This is a genomic window from Streptomyces sp. NPDC051322, from assembly GCF_040689485.1.
In the GTDB taxonomy this organism is placed as follows: Bacteria; Actinomycetota; Actinomycetes; order Streptomycetales; family Streptomycetaceae; genus Streptomyces.
The window spans coordinates 1-17,091 of sequence record NZ_JBFBAK010000014.1 but is presented as its reverse complement, the minus strand read 5'-3'; the positions used below and the strand labels follow the sequence as shown (position 1 = coordinate 17,091).

General features: G+C 68.1%; 9 protein-coding genes, 1 tRNA gene and 1 rRNA gene. 1 reads left to right on the top strand and 10 read right to left on the bottom strand.

Annotation, left to right across the window (positions count from 1 at the left end; genetic code table 11):
• Positions 1-32 precede the first annotated feature (32 nt).
• The 7 genes from AB0436_RS27030 to AB0436_RS27000 form a co-directional block, all read right to left on the bottom strand.
• A complete protein-coding gene (locus AB0436_RS27030; RefSeq protein ID WP_366470551.1) occupies positions 33-542 on the bottom strand; it encodes a CinA family protein in 510 nt (169 codons plus the stop codon).
• On the bottom strand, positions 539-1,195 hold the full coding sequence (gene pgsA / locus AB0436_RS27025) for a CDP-diacylglycerol--glycerol-3-phosphate 3-phosphatidyltransferase (protein WP_366470550.1): 657 nt from the start codon (positions 1,193-1,195) through the stop codon (positions 539-541). Before pgsA ends, AB0436_RS27030 begins: the two co-directional genes overlap by 4 nt.
• Positions 1,192-2,655, bottom strand: a complete 1,464-nt coding sequence (gene rimO / locus AB0436_RS27020) for a 30S ribosomal protein S12 methylthiotransferase RimO (protein WP_366470549.1) — start codon at positions 2,653-2,655, stop codon at positions 1,192-1,194. Before rimO ends, pgsA begins: the two co-directional genes overlap by 4 nt.
• Positions 2,656-2,703: 48 nt before the next feature.
• Positions 2,704-3,501 carry a helix-turn-helix domain-containing protein gene (locus tag AB0436_RS27015; RefSeq protein WP_366470548.1) on the bottom strand — a complete coding sequence of 266 codons (798 nt, stop codon included), beginning with the start codon at positions 3,499-3,501 and terminating at the stop codon, positions 2,704-2,706.
• Positions 3,502-3,702: 201 nt separating this feature from the next.
• Entirely contained in the window at positions 3,703-6,522 is a 2,820-nt protein-coding gene (locus tag AB0436_RS27010; RefSeq protein ID WP_366470547.1) for a DNA translocase FtsK, read from the bottom strand.
• Between the two features lie 128 nt (positions 6,523-6,650).
• On the bottom strand, positions 6,651-7,331 hold the full coding sequence (locus AB0436_RS27005) for a response regulator (protein WP_366470546.1): 681 nt from the start codon (positions 7,329-7,331) through the stop codon (positions 6,651-6,653).
• 244 nt (positions 7,332-7,575) lie between these two features.
• Complete coding sequence (locus AB0436_RS27000; protein WP_366470545.1) at positions 7,576-13,059, bottom strand: HAMP domain-containing protein; 5,484 nt, start codon at positions 13,057-13,059, stop codon at positions 7,576-7,578.
• A 261-nt stretch (positions 13,060-13,320) separates the two neighbouring features.
• On the opposite strand from AB0436_RS27000, the gene AB0436_RS26995 reads away from it, so the two are divergent.
• Complete coding sequence (locus AB0436_RS26995) at positions 13,321-15,981, top strand: SpoIIE family protein phosphatase (protein WP_366470544.1); 2,661 nt, start codon at positions 13,321-13,323, stop codon at positions 15,979-15,981.
• Positions 15,982-16,071: 90 nt separating this feature from the next.
• On the opposite strand, the gene AB0436_RS26990 is transcribed toward AB0436_RS26995, so the two are convergent.
• The 3 genes from AB0436_RS26990 to rrf form a co-directional block, all read right to left on the bottom strand.
• Positions 16,072-16,144, bottom strand: a tRNA-Thr gene (locus AB0436_RS26990).
• Positions 16,145-16,217: 73 nt separating this feature from the next.
• Positions 16,218-16,904: a DegT/DnrJ/EryC1/StrS family aminotransferase gene (locus AB0436_RS26985; RefSeq protein ID WP_366470543.1), complete on the bottom strand. Its 687-nt coding sequence runs from the start codon at positions 16,902-16,904 to the stop codon at positions 16,218-16,220.
• Between the two features lie 96 nt (positions 16,905-17,000).
• Positions 17,001-17,091 (bottom strand): 5S ribosomal RNA (gene rrf, locus AB0436_RS26980); the annotation flags it as partial.

Below are 17,091 nucleotides of genomic sequence, written 5' to 3'. Positions count from 1 at the left end.
AGCGATGTCGTGTTCACTCAGGGCTGCAAACATCAATTCCCCCCGTTCTGTTCCGTATCCTGTGCCCCCGCATATTCGCGGAGTTCGCCGGAGAGCAGCTCAAGAACGCTTCGTACGCTCTCTTTACGGATGTCCGCCCTGTCCCCGTTCAATCGCAGGAGCGACAGATTCTCCACGCCTCCGGGGCCGGCAACGGCCACATACACCGTGCCGACGGGCTGCCCGTCCTGGGGCTCGGGACCGGCCACCCCCGTGGTCGCCACTCCCCAGTCGGCGCCGAGTACCCGTCGTACGCCGACTGCCATCCGGCGTGCCACATCCGCGTCGACCGCTCCGCGATCCGCGAGCAGATCCGCATCGACGCCGAGAATCTCGTGCTTCAGCGCGGTCGCATAGGCGGTCACAGACCCGCGGAAAGCCTGCGAGGCACCCGGCACCGAGGTGAGCTCCGCCGCCACCAGGCCGCCGGTCAGCGACTCAGCGACGGCGAGGGTCTCCCCTCGTCCGGCCAGCAGTTCCAGCACCCGGGCCGCCGTGCTCACCGTGCGGCCCGCTCCGCAGCAAGCCCCTGGCGTCGCGCCGTCACGGCCTGCTGCACATAGTCCAGCCCGGTCACCACGGTCAGCACCACGGCCACCGCCATCACCCAGAAGCGCAGCGAAGCGAGCGGGCCGGTCAGCGCCAGCACATACATTCCGACCGCCGTGCCCTGTGCGAGCGTCTTCAGCTTTCCGCCACGACTGGCCGGAATGACGGCATGCCTGATCACCCAGAACCGCATCAGGGTGATCCCCAGCTCGCGGAAGAGAATGACGCCCGTCACCCACCAGGGCAGATCGCCGAGATACGACAGGCAGACCAGTGCGGCTCCCATGATCGCCTTGTCGGCGATGGGATCCGCGATCTTCCCGAAGTCCGTCACCAGGTTGTACGTCCGCGCGAGATGTCCGTCGAAGATGTCGGTGATCATGGCGACGGCGAAGGCCGCCCACGCGTAGGCCCGCCAGACCGGGTCGTAGCCGCCGTCGTGCAGCAGCAGCACCACGAATCCGGGTACCAGCACCAGCCGCACCATGGTCAGCAGATTCGCGACGTTCCACAGCCCGGCCTGAGGGACGGCCGCAGCGCCCAGCTTGCCGCCGGGCGCCGGCTTCGCACCGGTACCGCCGGCGGCGGATGCCGGGACTCCGGTCATCTGCCCGCCTCCTCACCGAGACACTCGGCCACCAGGTCGACGCCTTCGGTACCGACCACCTTGGCCACGACCATACGGCCGGGTGCAAGTCCTTCGCTCGACGTGAGGATCACCTGGCCGTCCGTCTCGGGCGCCTGGTGCTCCGCCCGGCCCACCGCGCCCTCGGTCTCGTCGACGGACTCGACCAGGACCGACAAAGTCTCTCCGAGCCGCTCCTCGGCCCGCTGCGCGGTCAGCTCCTCGGCGAGTCGGGAGACACGCGCAAGTCGCTCCGCGATGACGTCGGTGTCCAGCTTGTTCTCGTAGCCGACCGCCTCGGTGCCGTCCTCGTCGGAATAGCCGAAGACTCCGATGGCGTCGAGCCGCGCCCCGGTGAGGAAGCGCTCCAGCTCGGCCAGATCGGCCTCGCTCTCCCCCGGGAAGCCCACAATGAAGTTGGACCGCACGCCGGCCTGCGGGGCCTTGCCGCGGATGGTGTCCAGCAGCTCCAGGAACCTGTCGGTGTCCCCGAAGCGCCGCATCGCGCGCAGCACACCGGGCGCCGAGTGCTGGAAGGACAGGTCGAAGTAGGGCGCGACCTTCGGCGTGGACGTCAGTACGTCGATGAGTCCCGGGCGCATCTCCGCGGGCTGCAGATAGCTGACGCGGACCCGTTCGATGCCCGCCACCTCGGCGAGCTCGGGCAGCAGCGTCTCCAGCAGCCTGATGTCGCCGAGGTCCTTGCCGTACGACGTGTTGTTCTCGGAGACCAGCATGACCTCCTTCACACCCTGTTCCGCGAGCCAGCGGGTCTCACCGAGGACGTCGGACGGCCGCCGTGAGATGAAGGAACCGCGGAAGGAGGGAATGGCGCAGAAGGAGCACCGGCGGTCACAGCCGGACGCCAGCTTCACCGAGGCGACCGGGCTGCTGCCGAGACGGCGACGCAGCGGCGCCCGGGGGCCGGATACCGGGGCGACCCCCGCCGGAAGGTCTTCGGGAGCGACGTCCTGAGCGTGGCCGGGCAGAGCAACCGCGGCCACGTCCTGACGCTCGGCCGGGCTGATGGGCAGCAGCTTGCGCCGGTCGCGCGGGGTGTGCGAGGCGTGGATGCCGCCATTGAGGATGGTCTGGAGCCGGTCGGAGATATCGGCGTAGTCGTCGAATCCCAGGATCGCGTCCGCCTCCGGAAGGGCTTCGGCGAGATCCTTGCCGTAGCGCTCGGCCATGCAGCCGACCGCGACGACGGCCTGGGTGCGGCCGTGATCCTTGAGGTCATTGGCTTCGAGCAGGGCGTCTACGGAGTCCTTCTTGGCGGCCTCGACGAACCCGCAGGTGTTGACGACGGCCACGTCCGCGGCGGCGGCGTCCTCGACGAGGTCCCAGCCGTCCGCTGCCAAGCGGCCTGCGAGCTCCTCCGAGTCCACCTCGTTACGGGCGCAGCCAAGAGTGACAAGGGCGACGGTACGGCGTTCGGGCATGGGCTCAAGACTACTTTGTCCTGGCCCATACCCGATCCTCGAGGGTGATCAGCCGGCCTCGGGGTCGCCCTTGGTGTACGAGAGCCGCTCGACCTGGCCCGGCTGGAAGTCGTTCTGGACGTCCTTGCCGTTCACGAACAGCTGGATGGCCCCCGCGTTGCCGAGGATCAGATCGACCTGCTGCTCGTCGGTGAAGGTCTTGGAATCACCCTTCGCGAGAGTCCCGTCGAAGAGCAGCTTGCCGTTGTGCGCCTTCGCCGAGATCCAGCTCTTGTCGTCGACCGCGGAGACCTTGACCGTCACCTTGTCCTTGGGCACCGCCGCGATGGCGCTGTCCGAGGGATCGGGCTTCGGGTCGGCGGGTTTGCTGGGGCTGGGCTTCGGCTTGCCGGTGGTCGTGGGGCCCTCGGCGACCGGGGTCTTCTGCCGGCCGCCACTGCCGCCGTTCAAGAGGGTGAAGCCGACGAAACCGACCACGACGACGATCGCCGCGACCATCGCGGCCGTCCAGTTGGGGCGCCGCCGCTCCGGCCTGATGCGTTCCGCCTCGAAGAGCGGCGCCGCGGGGGTGGGTGCGGGACGCCCGCCGTGCCCGGCGTCGTACTGCTCGACGAGCGGGGCGGGATCGATGCCCACGGCGCGGGCGAGCGTACGGATATGACCGCGGGCGTACACGTCGCCGCCGCAGCGGGAGAAGTCGTCCTGTTCGATCGCGTGCACGATGGGGATGCGCACCCGTGTGGAGGAACTGATCTCGTCGACCGTCAGACCCGCGGCGACCCGGGCCTGCTGGAGGATGTGACCGATCGAAGGCCGGTCGTCTTCGGGGGAGTTGCCGATGGACACGGGGGCGCCTTTCGAGCGTGAGCCACCTGCTGGATGTTCAGTCTAGGGGGGTGGGGAAAAGGTGGGGCAATCGGAGGAGGGATTTGTACGCCATCGGACCTGCCGATGGTCGGATGACCGCCGGACGGCCTGACGAGGGAACATTCCCGGCCTCTTCTCAACTTGACGTACGACCGGGTGAAACGGTTGCCCGCTGATCGGTTACGGATGAGCCTCTCCACGGATCACCGCGAGTACGCCATCTATTTCGTCCGGTTTCACCAGCACATCGCGGGCTTTGGATCCTTCGCTGGGGCCGACGATGTTCCGGGACTCCATCAGATCCATCAGCCGGCCCGCCTTGGCGAAGCCGACCCGGAGCTTGCGCTGCAGCATCGACGTCGAACCGAACTGGGTGGACACCACCAGCTCGGCCGCCTGGCACAGCAGGTCCAGGTCGTCGCCGATGTCCTCGTCGATCTCCTTCTTCTGCTTCGTACCGACCACCACGTCCTCGCGGAAGACCGGTGCCATCTGGTCCTTGCAGTGCTGGACGACCAGGGCGACCTCCTCCTCGGTCACGAAGGCGCCCTGCATACGGGTCGGCTTGTTCGCCCCCATCGGCAGGAACAGCCCGTCGCCCTTGCCGATCAGCTTCTCGGCACCCGGCTGGTCGAGAATGACCCGGCTGTCGGCGAGCGAGGACGTGGCGAAGGCGAGCCGCGAGGGCACATTCGCCTTGATCAGGCCGGTGACGACGTCGACCGAAGGCCGCTGCGTGGCCAGCACCAGATGGATGCCCGCGGCGCGCGCCAGCTGGGTGATGCGGACGATCGAGTCCTCGACGTCACGTGGCGCGACCATCATCAGGTCCGCCAGCTCGTCGACGATCACCAGCAGATACGGGTAGGGCGACAGCTCCCGCTCGCTGCCTTCCGGCGCCTTGGCCTTGCCGTTGCGCACGGCCTGGTTGAAGTCGTCGATGTGCCGGTAGCCGTAGGCCGCGAGGTCGTCGTAGCGCAGGTCCATCTCGCGCACGACCCACTGGAGCGCCTCGGCAGCCTTCTTCGGGTTGGTGATGATCGGGGTGATGAGGTGCGGAATGCCTTCGTAAGCGGTGAGCTCCACCCGCTTGGGGTCGACCAGCACCATCCGGACGTCCTCCGGGGTCGCTCTTATCATCACCGAGGTGATCAGGCAGTTGATGCAGGAGGACTTTCCCGACCCGGTCGCGCCCGCCACCAGGACGTGCGGCATCTTGGCGAGATTGGCCATCACATAGCCGCCCTCCACGTCCTTGCCGAGTGCGACCAGCATCGGGTGCTCGTCCTCGGCCGCATCCGCCAGACGCAGCACATCGCCGAGATTGACCATCTCGCGGTCCGTGTTGGGAATCTCGATGCCGACCGCCGACTTCCCCGGGATCGGCGAGATGATCCGCACGTCGGGGCTGGCGACCGCATAGGCGATGTTCTTGGTGAGCGCGGTGATCCGCTCCACCTTCACGGCCGGGCCCAGTTCCACTTCGTACCGGGTGACCGTCGGTCCGCGGGTGAAGCCGGTGACCGCGGCGTCCACCTTGAACTCCATGAAGACATTCGACAGGGAGGCGACGACCGCGTCGTTGGCTGCGCTGCGCGTCTTGCCGGGCCCGCCGCGTACCAGCAGGTCGAGCGAAGGCAGCGCATACGTGATGTCGCCTGCGAGCTGAAGCTGTTCCGCCCGGGAAGGCAGCGGCTGTGACGACTTCGGGGCCGCCTTCGTCAGATCGGGTACCGGCGTCGCCCCGGACTCCTCGGACGGGACCGGCCTGGCGGCGTCCCGCGCCGGCGGCACGGACGCCGAGAGCGACTGCGACGCGGTGCCCGCCGCACGATCGCGGTCCACGGCCACGCCTTGGGTCAGGTCGGCGACCAGCGGCGAGGGCGGTAGCCCGTTCAGCACGGCCCCGTCCAGCGCCGCTGCGGCAGCAGCCGCCACGTCCACAGCGTCCATCGCCCGGCCCGGCGTGGGCTGCACCGACGGCCTGCGCGGACGGCGGCGCCTGACGAGCGCCTCCTCCTCCGCGTGGCCGGGGTCGTAACCGTCCGAGGATTCGCCACGCCGTGCGGGCGGACGTCGGGAGCCGCCGGGCAGCGCCTCGCGCCACTGCTCGTCGTATCGCTCGTCGTCGAACCGCTCGTCCTCGTCCGCCGAGCGGTCGCCCGGTGCGGCGTCGATGATGCCGAGCATCACGCCGAGCGCCCGCAGCCGCTGCGGAATGGCGTTCACCGGGGTGGCGGTGACGACCAGCAGCCCGAAGACGGTGAGCAGCAGAAGCAGCGGCACGGCGAGAACCTCGCCCATCATGAAGATCAGCGGCTTGGACGCGGCCCAGCCGATCAACCCGCCCGCGTCCTGCAGCGCAGCCGTGCCGTCCCCGCGTCCCGGCGCGCCGCAGGCGATGTGCACCTGTCCGAGCACGCCGATGACCAGCGCGGAGAGTCCGATGACGATCCGCCCGTTGGCCTCCGGCTTCTCCGGATAGAGAATCAGCCGCACCGCCACCGCGCCGAGCAGTATCGGCACCAGCAGATCGAGCCGCCCGAAGGCTCCGGTGATCAGCAGTTCGACGAGATCGCCCACCGGGCCGTGCAGATTCGACCAGGTCCCGGCCGCCACCACGAGCGCGAGGCCGAGCAGCAGCAGCGCGAGGCCGTCCTTGCGGTGAGCGGGGTCGAGCCCCTTCGCACCGCGTCCTATGCTGCGGAAGAGGGCCCCGACGCCGTGGGCGATTCCCAGCCACACCGCCTTGACCAGCCGATAGACACCTCCGGTCGGGCTCGGAGCCGCTTTCGGCAGCGGTTTGGCTGCCGCCTTCCTGGCCGGCGCCCTGGTGCCGGGTGCCGCCTTCTTGGCAGCTGGTTTCCTGGCAGCGGTCTTCTTGGCAGCAGCTTTTTTCGCGGGCACCGCGTTCTTGGCTGCGCCCGCCGTACGGCCGGTGCGCGGCTTCGCGGTGCCCGCCGTACCTGGGGAACCTTTGCCGGACGTACGTGAGGCCATGGGGCCGAGGTTACCGGTGTCCACGGCAACGGACACGTGTGCTTACCGCTTCACCCGTTCGTGTCGCACGGCAAACGGGCCACTTGACGGGAATTCAGCCGGACAGCCCGTCAGTTCTGCGCTGCCCGTCAGTTCTGGGATGGAAGGGAGGCGGCAGGGCCGCCTGTTCCCGGCTCCAGCGCATCGAGAGCCCTCCGGAGACCGGTGAGCTTGCGTTCCAGATGCGCTGCCGTGGCCACCGCGGCGGCATCCGCCGATTCGTCATCGAGCTGCTTGGTGAGCGCCTCGGCCTGCTCCTCAACTGCCGCCAGCCGCGCGGACAGTTCGGCGAGCAGTCCGGCGGGCTCCTTGGTGTCACCGACGGCGTGGCCGTTTCCCTCCAGCTGCAGCCGGAGCAGCGCCGCCTGCTCACGCAGCTGGCAGTTCTTCATGTACAGCTCCACGAAGACCGACACCTTCGCGCGCAGCACCCACGGGTCGAAGGGCTTGGAGATGTAGTCCACCGCCCCCGCGGCGTAACCGCGGAAGGTGTGGTGCGGCCCGTGGTTGATCGCGGTGAGAAAAATGATCGGGATGTCCCGGGTCCGTTCCCGCCGCTTGATGTGGGCGGCCGTCTCGAACCCGTCCATGCCCGGCATCTGGACGTCCAGCAGGATCACTGCGAAATCGTCCGTCAGCAGCGCTTTGAGCGCCTCCTCCCCTGACGATGCCCGCACCAGCGTCTGATCGAGCGCAGAGAGGATGGCCTCCAGCGCCAGCAGATTCTCCGGCCGGTCATCGACCAGGAGGATCTTGGCCTTCTGCACCATGGCCCGTCCTCCTCGTCCCGGAAGTGCACCGGGCGCCGCCCCAGGGGACGGCTCCATTACGCCGCCCGTCCTTGTGCCGGTCATGGTAACCGCACCCCGCCCGTCGCCACACCCTGTCACCGCATTGTCACTGTGCACATAGCGGAAACGTGGTGGAAGACCAGAAGGTTCCCCGGATGCGGGGACCTCACACGTCTTTTGCGGAACGCAAACAGGAAGTTGCGATCACTCACCCGGAAATCGATCACTCCCCGTTCATCCACTGCTCCATAACCGTAAGCAGGTGATCAGGATCGACCGGCTTGGTCACATAGTCGGAAGCACCGGATTCGATGGCCTTCTCCCTGTCGCCCTTCATCGCCTTCGCCGTCAACGCGATGATCGGCAGCCCGGCGAACTGGGGCATTCTGCGAATCGCGGTGGTCGTCGCGTATCCGTCCATCTCCGGCATCATGATGTCCATGAGGACCAGCGTCAGGTCGTCATGCTGCTCGAGGACCTCGATGCCTTCCCGGCCGTTCTCCGCGTACAGCACCGAGAGACCGTGCTGCTCGAGGACGCTGGTGAGCGCGAAGACGTTACGGATGTCGTCGTCGACGATGAGCACCTTCTCACCGTGGAACTCGAAGACCCGGCGCGGCTCCTGCGCCTCCTGTCCGTCCCCCGCCCAGGGCTCCTCCGTCGCCGCGCCGTCCGCCGCCGGTGTGGCCGGCGTGGTCAGCGAGGGCCGTCCAGCCGAACCCAGCGCCTTGCGCCGGCGCCGGAGCAGACCCGCGGGTCCGCCCTGGCCGTCGGTGGGGGCCATACCGGCACGCTGACCGGGCTCGATGGCCTTTTCGTCCTGTCCGTGGCCCGGCGCCCGCTCCAGACCTCCCGGACTGAGCTGGGGGTAGCCCTGGGGCGGCAGCTCGCTGGGATGCAACGGCAGGTACAGCGTGAACGTCGACCCTCGGCCCGGCTCACTGGCCGCGTGGATCTCGCCGCCGAGCAGCCGCGCGATCTCGCGACTGATGGACAGCCCCAGGCCGGTGCCACCGTACTTGCGACTTGTGGTCCCGTCCGCCTGCTTGAACGCCTCGAAGATCACCCGCATCTTGCTCGCCGCGATCCCGATGCCGGTGTCGGTGACCGAGAAGGCGATCAGATCGGCGTCGGCATCACGCAACGAACCCGCTTCGAGCAGCTGCGCCCGGATGGCAGTGGGCACATTGGCGCCGGCCGGCCTGATCACCAGCTCCACCGCTCCGGTGTCGGTGAACTTCACCGCGTTGGACAACAGGTTGCGCAGCACCTGCAACAGCCGCTGCTCGTCGGTGTGCAGGGTCGCGGGGAGTTCCGGCGAGACCCGCACCGAGAAGTCCAGACCCTTCTCCGCGGTGAGCGGCCGGAAGGTCGCCTCCACATAGTCGACCAGCTGGACCAGTGCGATCCTGGTCGGGCTGACATCCATCTTGCCCGCCTCGACCTTGGACAGATCCAGGATGTCGTTGATCAGCTGAAGCAGATCCGAACCCGCTCCGTGAATCGTCTCGGCGAACTCCACCTGCTTCGGGGAGAGATTCCCCTCGGCGTTGTCGGCGAGCAACTTGGCCAGGATCAACAGCGAGTTGAGCGGCGTGCGCAGCTCGTGCGACATGTTGGCCAGGAATTCCGACTTGTAGCGCATGGAGACGGCGAGCTGTTCGGCACGCTCCTCGAGCACCTGCCTGGCCTCTTCGATCTCGGTGTTCTTCACCTCGATGTCGCGGTTCTGCTGTGCCAGCAGCTCGGCCTTCTCCTCCAGTTCGGCGTTGGACGCCTGAAGTGCCTTCTGCCTGTTCTCGAGTTCGGCCGACCTCTCCCGGAGCTGCTCGGTGAGTTCCTGCGACTGCTTGAGCAGCACCTCGGTCTTGGTATTGACGCTGATGGTGTTGACGCTGGTCGCGATCATCTCCGCGATCTGGTTGAGGAAGTCCTTCTGGATATGGGTGAAGGGCTGGAAGGACGCCAGCTCGATCACCCCGAGGACCTGCCCCTCGAAGAGCACCGGCAGCACGATCACATGGGCGGGCGGCGCCTCCCCGAGGCCGGAGGAGATCTTGAGATAGCCCGGCGGAACGTTCTCCACCAGGATCGTCCGCTTCTCCTCGGCCGCCGTCCCGATGAGCGTCTCACCCGGCCGGAAGGTCGTCGGCATGGAGCCGGCGGAGTATCCGTAACTGCCGCTCATCCGCAGCTCGTACGCGTTCTCACCCCCCGCGCCGCCCTCGGACGTGTTACCGCTCGCCATCGCCAGGAAGAACGCACCGTGCTGGGCCGAGACGACCGGCGTGAGCTCGCTCATGATCAGCGACGCGACGTCGGCCAGGTCGCGGCGACCCTGCATCAGCCCGGAGATACGGGCCAGGTTGCCCTTCAGCCAGTCCTGTTCCTTGTTGGCGACGGTGGTGTCGCGCAGGTTGGCGATCATCGTGTTGATGTTGTCCTGCAGCGCCTGGATCTCACCCGCGGCGTCCACGTCGATCTTCAGATTGAGATCACCACGGGTCACCGCGGTGGCCACCGCAGCGATGGCACGGACCTGACGGGTCAGGTTTCCGGCCATCTCGTTCACCGATTCGGTGAGGTCGCGCCAGGTGCCGTCCACATCCCGCACCCGTGCCTGACCACCCAGCTGCCCCTCGGTCCCCACCTCACGGGCGACCCGGGTCACCTGCTCGGCGAAGCTCGACAACTGGTCGACCATCGTGTTGATCGTCGTCTTCAGCTCGAGGATCTCCCCCTGGGCGTCGATGTCGATCTTCTTGGTCAGGTCTCCCTTGGCGATGGCCGTGGTGACCGTGGCGATCTGCCGCACCTGGCCGGTCAGGTTGGACGCCATCGAGTTCACGGACTCGGTGAGGTCCTTCCAGGTACCCGACACCCCGGGTACGCGTGCCTGGCCGCCGAGCGAGCCGTCGGTCCCCACCTCACGCGCCACCCGGGTCACCTCGTCGGCGAACGAGGAGAGCGTCGTCACCATGGTGTTCACGGTGTCGGCGAGCTGGGCGACCTCGCCCCGGGCCTCCACGGTGACCTTCCTGGTCAGGTCGCCGTTCGCGACCGCGGTGGCGACCTGAGAGATGTTCCGCACCTGGGAGGTCAGGTTGTTGGCCATCAGATTGACGTTGTCGCTGAGGTCCTCCCAGATACCGGTGACCCCGCGCACCCGGGCTTGGCCGCCGAGGATCCCCTCGGTCCCCACCTCACGGGCGACCCGGGTCACCTGCTCGGCGAAGCTCGACAGCTGGTCGACCATCGTGTTGACGGTGGTGACCAGTTCGAGGATCTCGCCCTTGGCGTCAACGGTGATCTTCTTCGAGAGATCGCCCCTGGCCACCGCGGTGGTGACCTCCGCGATGTTCCGCACCTGGGAGGTCAGATTGTTCGCCATGAAGTTGACGGACTGGGTGAGGTCCTTCCACGTACCGGAGACGCCCTGGACCTCGGCCTGACCACCGAGGATCCCTTCGGTACCCACCTCCCGTGCCACCCGCGTGACCTGCTCCGCGAACGACGACAGCTGGTCGACCATCGTGTTCAGGGTGTTCTTCAGCTCGAGGATCTCGCCCCGGGCGTCCACGTCGATCGTCTGCGACAGGTCACCCCGGGCGACCGCGGTGGCGACCTGCGCGATGTTGCGGACCTGAGCGGTGAGGTTGCCCGCCATACCGTTCACCGAGTCGGTCAGGTCACGCCATACGCCGGCCACGCCGGGCACCTGCGCCTGACCACCCAGGCGGCCGTCCGTACCCACCTCGCGAGCCACCCGCGTCACCTGGTCCGCGAAGGCGGAGAGCTGGTCGACCATCGTGTTGATGGTGTTCTTCAGCTCGAGGATCTCGCCCCGCGCGTCCACGTCGATCTTCTGCGACAGGTCACCCCGCGCGACTGCTGTGGTCACCTGAGCGATCTGGCGCACCTGAGAGGTCAGATTGCCTGCCATGGAGTTGACGGAGTCGGTGAGTTCCTTCCAGGTACCGCTGACCCCGTCCACCCGTGCCTGGCCACCGAGACGGCCCTCCGTGCCCACCTCACGCGCCATCCGTGTCACCTGGTCGGCGAAGGAGGACAGCTGCGCCACCATCGTGTTGACGGTGTTCTTCAGCTCCAGCATCTCGCCGGCCACATCCACCGTGACCTTCTGCGACAGATCACCGTTGGCGACCGCCGTCGTGACCTGGGCGATGTCCCGCACCTGACCGGTCAGGTTGCGGAACGCCGTGTTCACCGAGTCGGTCAGGTCCTTCCAGGTCCCCGCGGCGCCCGGCACCTCGGCCTGCCCGCCGAGCCGGCCCTCGACACCGACCTCACGCGCCACCCGGGTGACCTCGGAGCCGAAGGACTGCAGCTGATCGACCATCGTGTTGACCGTGTTCTTCAGCTCCAGCATCTCGCCGGCCACATCCACCGTGACCTTCTGCGACATGTCGCCGTTGGCGACCGCCGTGGTGACCTGGGCGATGTCCCGCACCTGGGTGGTGAGGTTGCGGAAAACGGTGTTGACCGAGTCGGTCAGGTCCTTCCAGGTGCCTGCGGCACCCGGCACCTGGGCCTGCCCGCCGAGCACCCCTTCGGCGCCGACCTCGCTCGCCACCCGGGTCACTTCGTCCGCGAAAGTGCGCAGCGTCTCGGTCATCTGGTTGATCGTCTCGGCGAGCTGGGCGACCTCGCCGCGCGCGCTCACCGTGACCTTCTGCGAGAGGTCACCATTGGCGACGGCTGTGGTGACCTCGGCGATCCCCCGCACCTGGGACGTCAGGTTGCCGGCCATCAGGTTCACCGAATCGGTGAGGTCCTTCCACACTCCGGCCACCCCGGGCACCACGGCCTGACCGCCGAGCTCACCCTCCGTACCCACCTCGCGCGCGACCCGGGTCACCTCGGAGGAGAACGAGGACAGCTGGTCGACCATCGTGTTGACGGTGTTCTTCAGCTGGAGCATCTCACCGGCCACATGGACCGTGACCTTGCGCGACAGATCACCCTTGGCGACCGCAGTGGTCACGAGAGCAATGTCACGCACCTGCGCGGTGAGCCGGTACGCCATGGTGTTGACGGAATCCGTGAGGTCTTTCCACGAACCGGACATGCCGCGCACCTGGGCCTGACCGCCGAGCTTGCCCTCGGTACCGACCTCCAGCGCGACCCTGGTCACCTCATCGGTGAACGCCGAGAGCTGGTCGACCAGATTGTTGACCGTCCGGGCGACCTTCAGGAACTCACCGCGCAGCGGCCGCTCCGCTCCGTCCATCGCCTGGGAGCGCAGATCCATCCGCTGCTCCAGGTCGCCCTCGGCCACCGCCGAGAGCACCCGTCCGACTTCGGAGACCGGCCGTGCCAGGTCGTCCACCAGTTCGTTCGACGCGTCGATCGCGACGGCCCAGGACCCCTCGAGGGCTCCGGTCTCCAGCCTCTCTGTGAGCTTTCCCTCACGCCCGACCATCCGGCGCACCCGGGCCAGCTCGCCCGTCAGATGCAGATTGCGGTCGGCGACCTCGTTGAAGACAGCCGCGATCTCGGCCATCGGACCTTCGCCGGAGACCGTCAGACGCCGACGGAAATTCCCGTCCCGCATCGCGGCCAGAGCGCTCAGGAGTCTCCCCAGGGCGGCGGTATCCACCTCAGTTGTCCCGCTGTGACGCTTATTTGGGGACTGTCCGCTTTTTGCGCGCGTGTTCTTGCCACGCGACGCCGTGCCAGACTCCACCGTGTCCCTCCCGCAGGGGTTGGCCGTACTGCCCGGGCTGTCTTGAGATGCTTGCCCAGTGTTTCACCCCGGCGGAACCAGGCCATAACAGTTCGGCAGCTTTGCATACCGTCCCCGCCCTTTCGGGGCGGAAACCCTGTGACCGGCATCCGCACGGACTGCGAAGGTAAGTAACCTGGCATGCGGCTGTCCAACCGTCCCGGTCCGCCCGGCGGGGGCGGAGGCACCAGTACTACCACCGGGCACCGAGGGGCGGGGCATATGGCAGAGCCGGGCGTCGAGACGCGTTTGAGGAGTTCTGTGATCACCGCGCGGGCGGCTGCCAGTTTCGAACCAGTCGGGCGGTCCGTGGCGACCGCCCGCGCCTTCGTCCGCGACACCCTGCAGGGCTGGGGGTACTCCGACGTCGTCGACGACGCGGTCGTCCTCACCAGCGAGCTGGTCACCAACGCCGTGGTCCACGCCGGCACCACCGCGGACGTCCTCTGCCTGCGGTCGGACGAAGCCGTCCGAGTCGAGGTCGCCGACCACTACCCGGAGCGAGAGGTCCCGCTGCAGAGCGCGGGACAGCCTTTCGGCAGCCCCGACAGCGAGGGCGGCCGCGGGCTGCTGCTGTGCGCCGCGCTGGCTTCGCGCTGGGGCGTGGAGTACACCCCCACCGAGAAGCAGGTCTGGTTCCAGCTCGATCTGCCGCAACGCCCGGTGGGCGCCCGGTCCGCGGGCCCGCTGCTCCCGGTGACGATGCTGCCGGTCGCCGACGGGCATGTGCGGGTGGCCGTGATCCAGATCGACCGGGAAAGCACCGTCTCGGCGTGGAACGAGGACGCCGAAGTGCTGTTCGGCTATCCGGCCAAGCACGTCATCGGTAAGCAACTGACCGATTTCGCAGCGTGGCCACACACGCCCGGCACCGGCACCGGTATCGCCGACGCCCTTCAGCTGTCCCGCTGGGAGGGCAGCTACGGCATCAGCGGCGCGGACGGCCGAGTCGTCCCGGTGTACGCCTCGCATCTGCGGGTACGCGACGCCGAAGGCGAACCGTCGACCGTCTGCCTGCTGGTACGCGATGAAGAACGAGCTGTCCTGCAGACACCGCAGCGCGCCCCACAGAGCACCGGCACCGCCTTCACCGACAACCGCACCACCGACCCCTTCGAGGTCTTCATCGGCTCACCGGCCCCCGACGACCTCGATGGCCTGCTGCAGCGAACCGTCGAACGCGCCCGCGACATGCTGGACGCGGACGCCGCCTTCCTGCTGCTGGCAACCGACGACGAGACGGAACTGGAGGTACGGGCCACCACCGGTCTGCCGTCCGCCCGCCAGCGTTTCGCCCGGGTACCGGTGGAGACCGGCGCAGGACGGTACGGATCGGCCCGTATGCCGGCCGTTCACGAGGATCTTGCCGCTGTTCCCGGGGCAGTCCCGCTGCTGAACGGGACGGGTATGCGCTCGGTGGTCACGGTACCGCTCAAGGTCGAGGGGCGCCTCACCGGCTCCCTGGGCATCTCGGCGGAAGCCCCCGGCCGGTACTCCAACGAGGAGGCGCTGCGTCTGCAGTTCGCTGCCGACCGCATCGCCCTCGCCGTCGAGTCGGCCCGTCTGGGAGAACTGGAGAAGCTGCGCCGCGGCTCGCTGTCCTTCCTGGTCGAAGCCTCCGACCTGCTCGCGGGCACCCTCGACCGCGATCAGACGCTGGCTCTGATGGCGCAGATGACGGTACCGACGCTGGCCGCCTGGTGCGCCGTTTACACCATCGCCGATCAGTCGTCCGAGCCGTATCTCTCCTATGTACTGCACGAGGACGAGGAGCGGATCGACGGTCTCAAGGCCCTGCTGTCCAAAATCAGTCCGCCCGAACCGGTCCCCACGCCGGGCGCCCGGATCTGGCCGGCTCCTGGAGAGGCTGCCCATCAAGCGGCCCTCACGTCCTCGATGCGTAGCCTCGGCCTCGGTTCGAGCCCCGCCCTCGGCTCCGGCATCGGGACGACGCTGGCGACCGCCGCCGCGGTGGGCGGGGAGACGGTGGTTCTGCCGCTGGTCGCCCGTAACCGTGTCATCGGCATGCTCACCCTCGGCAAACCGTCCGACGACCACTTCCGCCAGGAGATCCTTGAGCTCGCCGAGGACCTCTCCCGGCGTGCGGCGCTCGCCCTCGACAATGCCCGGCTCTACTCCGAGCGGACAGCCATCAGCCAGGCCCTGCAGCGCAGTCTGCTTCCGCCCGGTCTGCCCGAGGTGCCCAATGTCGAGGTCGAGGTCATCTACCGGGCCGCGGGCGAGGGGAACGAGGTCGGCGGCGATTTCTACGACCTCTTCCCGATCCACGACGGCGCGTACGGCTTCGCCATCGGCGACGTCTGCGGTACCGGCCCCGAGGCGGCGGCGGTGACGGGCCTGGCCCGGCACGCCCTCCGGCTGCTCGCCCGCGAGGGCTTCGCCGGGCCGGCGGTGCTGGAACGGCTGAATGCGGCCATTCTCGACGAGGGCTCCCGCAGCAGGTTCCTGACTCTGTTGTACGGGGAGTTGTGGCCGCAGGAGGACGGCAGCGCGGTGCTCAAGATGGTCTGTGCCGGTCACCCGCTCCCCCTGCGCCTGCGCCAGGACGGCACCGTCGAACCTGCGGCGGACCCTCAGCCGCTGCTCGGCGTCATGGAGGACCTGGAGCTCTACGAGCAGTCCATGACGCTCGACCCGGGTGATGTGCTGCTCTGCGTCACCGACGGGGTCACCGAACGGCGCGAGGGCACCCGGATGCTCGGTGACGACGGTCTGGCCGATGTCCTCAGCACCTGCACGGGCCTGACGGCCGGCGCGGTGGCCGGACGCATCCTGCGGGCAGTGGAACGCTTCGCCGCCGAACCCGCTTCCGACGACATGGCGATCCTGGCGATGCGTGTCCCTGAGCCGCACGCCGAGTAGGCCGACCGGCCGGTGGGCCACGGCACCAAGGCCGACGGCTGGAACGAGAAAGGGCCCTCGCCGATCGGCGAGGGCCCTTCTGTTCTCCGGAGCCCCAATACGGAATCGAACCGTAGACCTTCTCCTTACCATGGAGACGCTCTACCGACTGAGCTATTGGGGCGCAGCAACAAGCTAGATCATACCCGAACTCCCAGGTGCTCCGTGACACGGCCGCATTTCGTCGGCTCTCCGAATCACCGGCCTGCAAGGCAGGTTGGAAGCAGGCCGCCAAGTGCGTTGCAGGAGGAGACCATGCGCTGCAGTTCGCGGCGCCGCAGCGACCCCTGCACGGGCAGCGCCAAGGTCTCGTCGACGGCCCGCTCGGTCTCGGGCAGCCGAAGGCTGCTGCGAAAGGCCGGCTGCCGGTGCACCGGTGCCCGCACCGGCACCTCGCAGGCAACGCCCCTGCCGCGCAACGCGCGGGCGAACGCGTCGCGATCGGGGCGGCCGTTGCCCGGCACCCGGACGACATACCGCTGGTAGGTGTGGCCCTCGTGTGGTTCCGGGGTACGCACGCCGGTCAAGCGACCCGTCAGAAAGGCTGCATGGGAGCGGCGTTGGGTCACCTCGTCGGGGCCGGCTTCGGCTTCGCCGGCGCCGACGACCAACAGGCCGTGGGCCCGTGCCAGTTCGCCGATGCGGGCCAGATCCGGCGGGCAGCCGAAGGCGGAAGCCACTACGACGCCCGCCGTACGGGAGGTGAGTGCGGCGGCAATCGCTTCGGGGTCGATGCAGTAACTCGACGGGTCTATGTCGACGAAGACGGGTTGCGCCCCGACCGTGACCACGGACTGGGCGGCCTCGGTGTCACCGTAGGCCGACATGATCACCTCATCGCCGGCGCCCACGCCTGCGGACTTCAGAAACCTCGCGGTGTTCATGCCCGCATGCTTGTCGGCCCACGTGAACGAGAGGTGTCCGGGCATAAAAAAACGTCAGCCCCCGAACCGAAGTTCGGGGGCTGACGATGAAAAATTGTTCGGCGGCGTCCTACTCTCCCACAGGGTCCCCCCTGCAGTACCATCGGCGCTGAAAGGCTTAGCTTCCGGGTTCGGAATGTAACCGGGC

What these genes read in the sequence shown, in the direction of transcription:
- AB0436_RS26995 (WP_366470544.1), top strand. Translation starts at nt 13,321, where the DNA reads ATGGCAGAGCCGGGCGTCGAGACGCGTTTGAGGAGTTCTGTGATCACC.
- pgsA (WP_366470550.1), bottom strand. Translation starts at nt 1,195, where the DNA reads ATGACCGGAGTCCCGGCATCCGCCGCCGGCGGTACCGGTGCGAAGCCG.
- AB0436_RS26985 (WP_366470543.1), bottom strand. Translation starts at nt 16,904, where the DNA reads ATGAACACCGCGAGGTTTCTGAAGTCCGCAGGCGTGGGCGCCGGCGAT.
- AB0436_RS27010 (WP_366470547.1), bottom strand. Translation starts at nt 6,522, where the DNA reads ATGGCCTCACGTACGTCCGGCAAAGGTTCCCCAGGTACGGCGGGCACC.
- AB0436_RS27005 (WP_366470546.1), bottom strand. Translation starts at nt 7,331, where the DNA reads ATGGTGCAGAAGGCCAAGATCCTCCTGGTCGATGACCGGCCGGAGAAT.
- rimO (WP_366470549.1), bottom strand. Translation starts at nt 2,655, where the DNA reads ATGCCCGAACGCCGTACCGTCGCCCTTGTCACTCTTGGCTGCGCCCGT.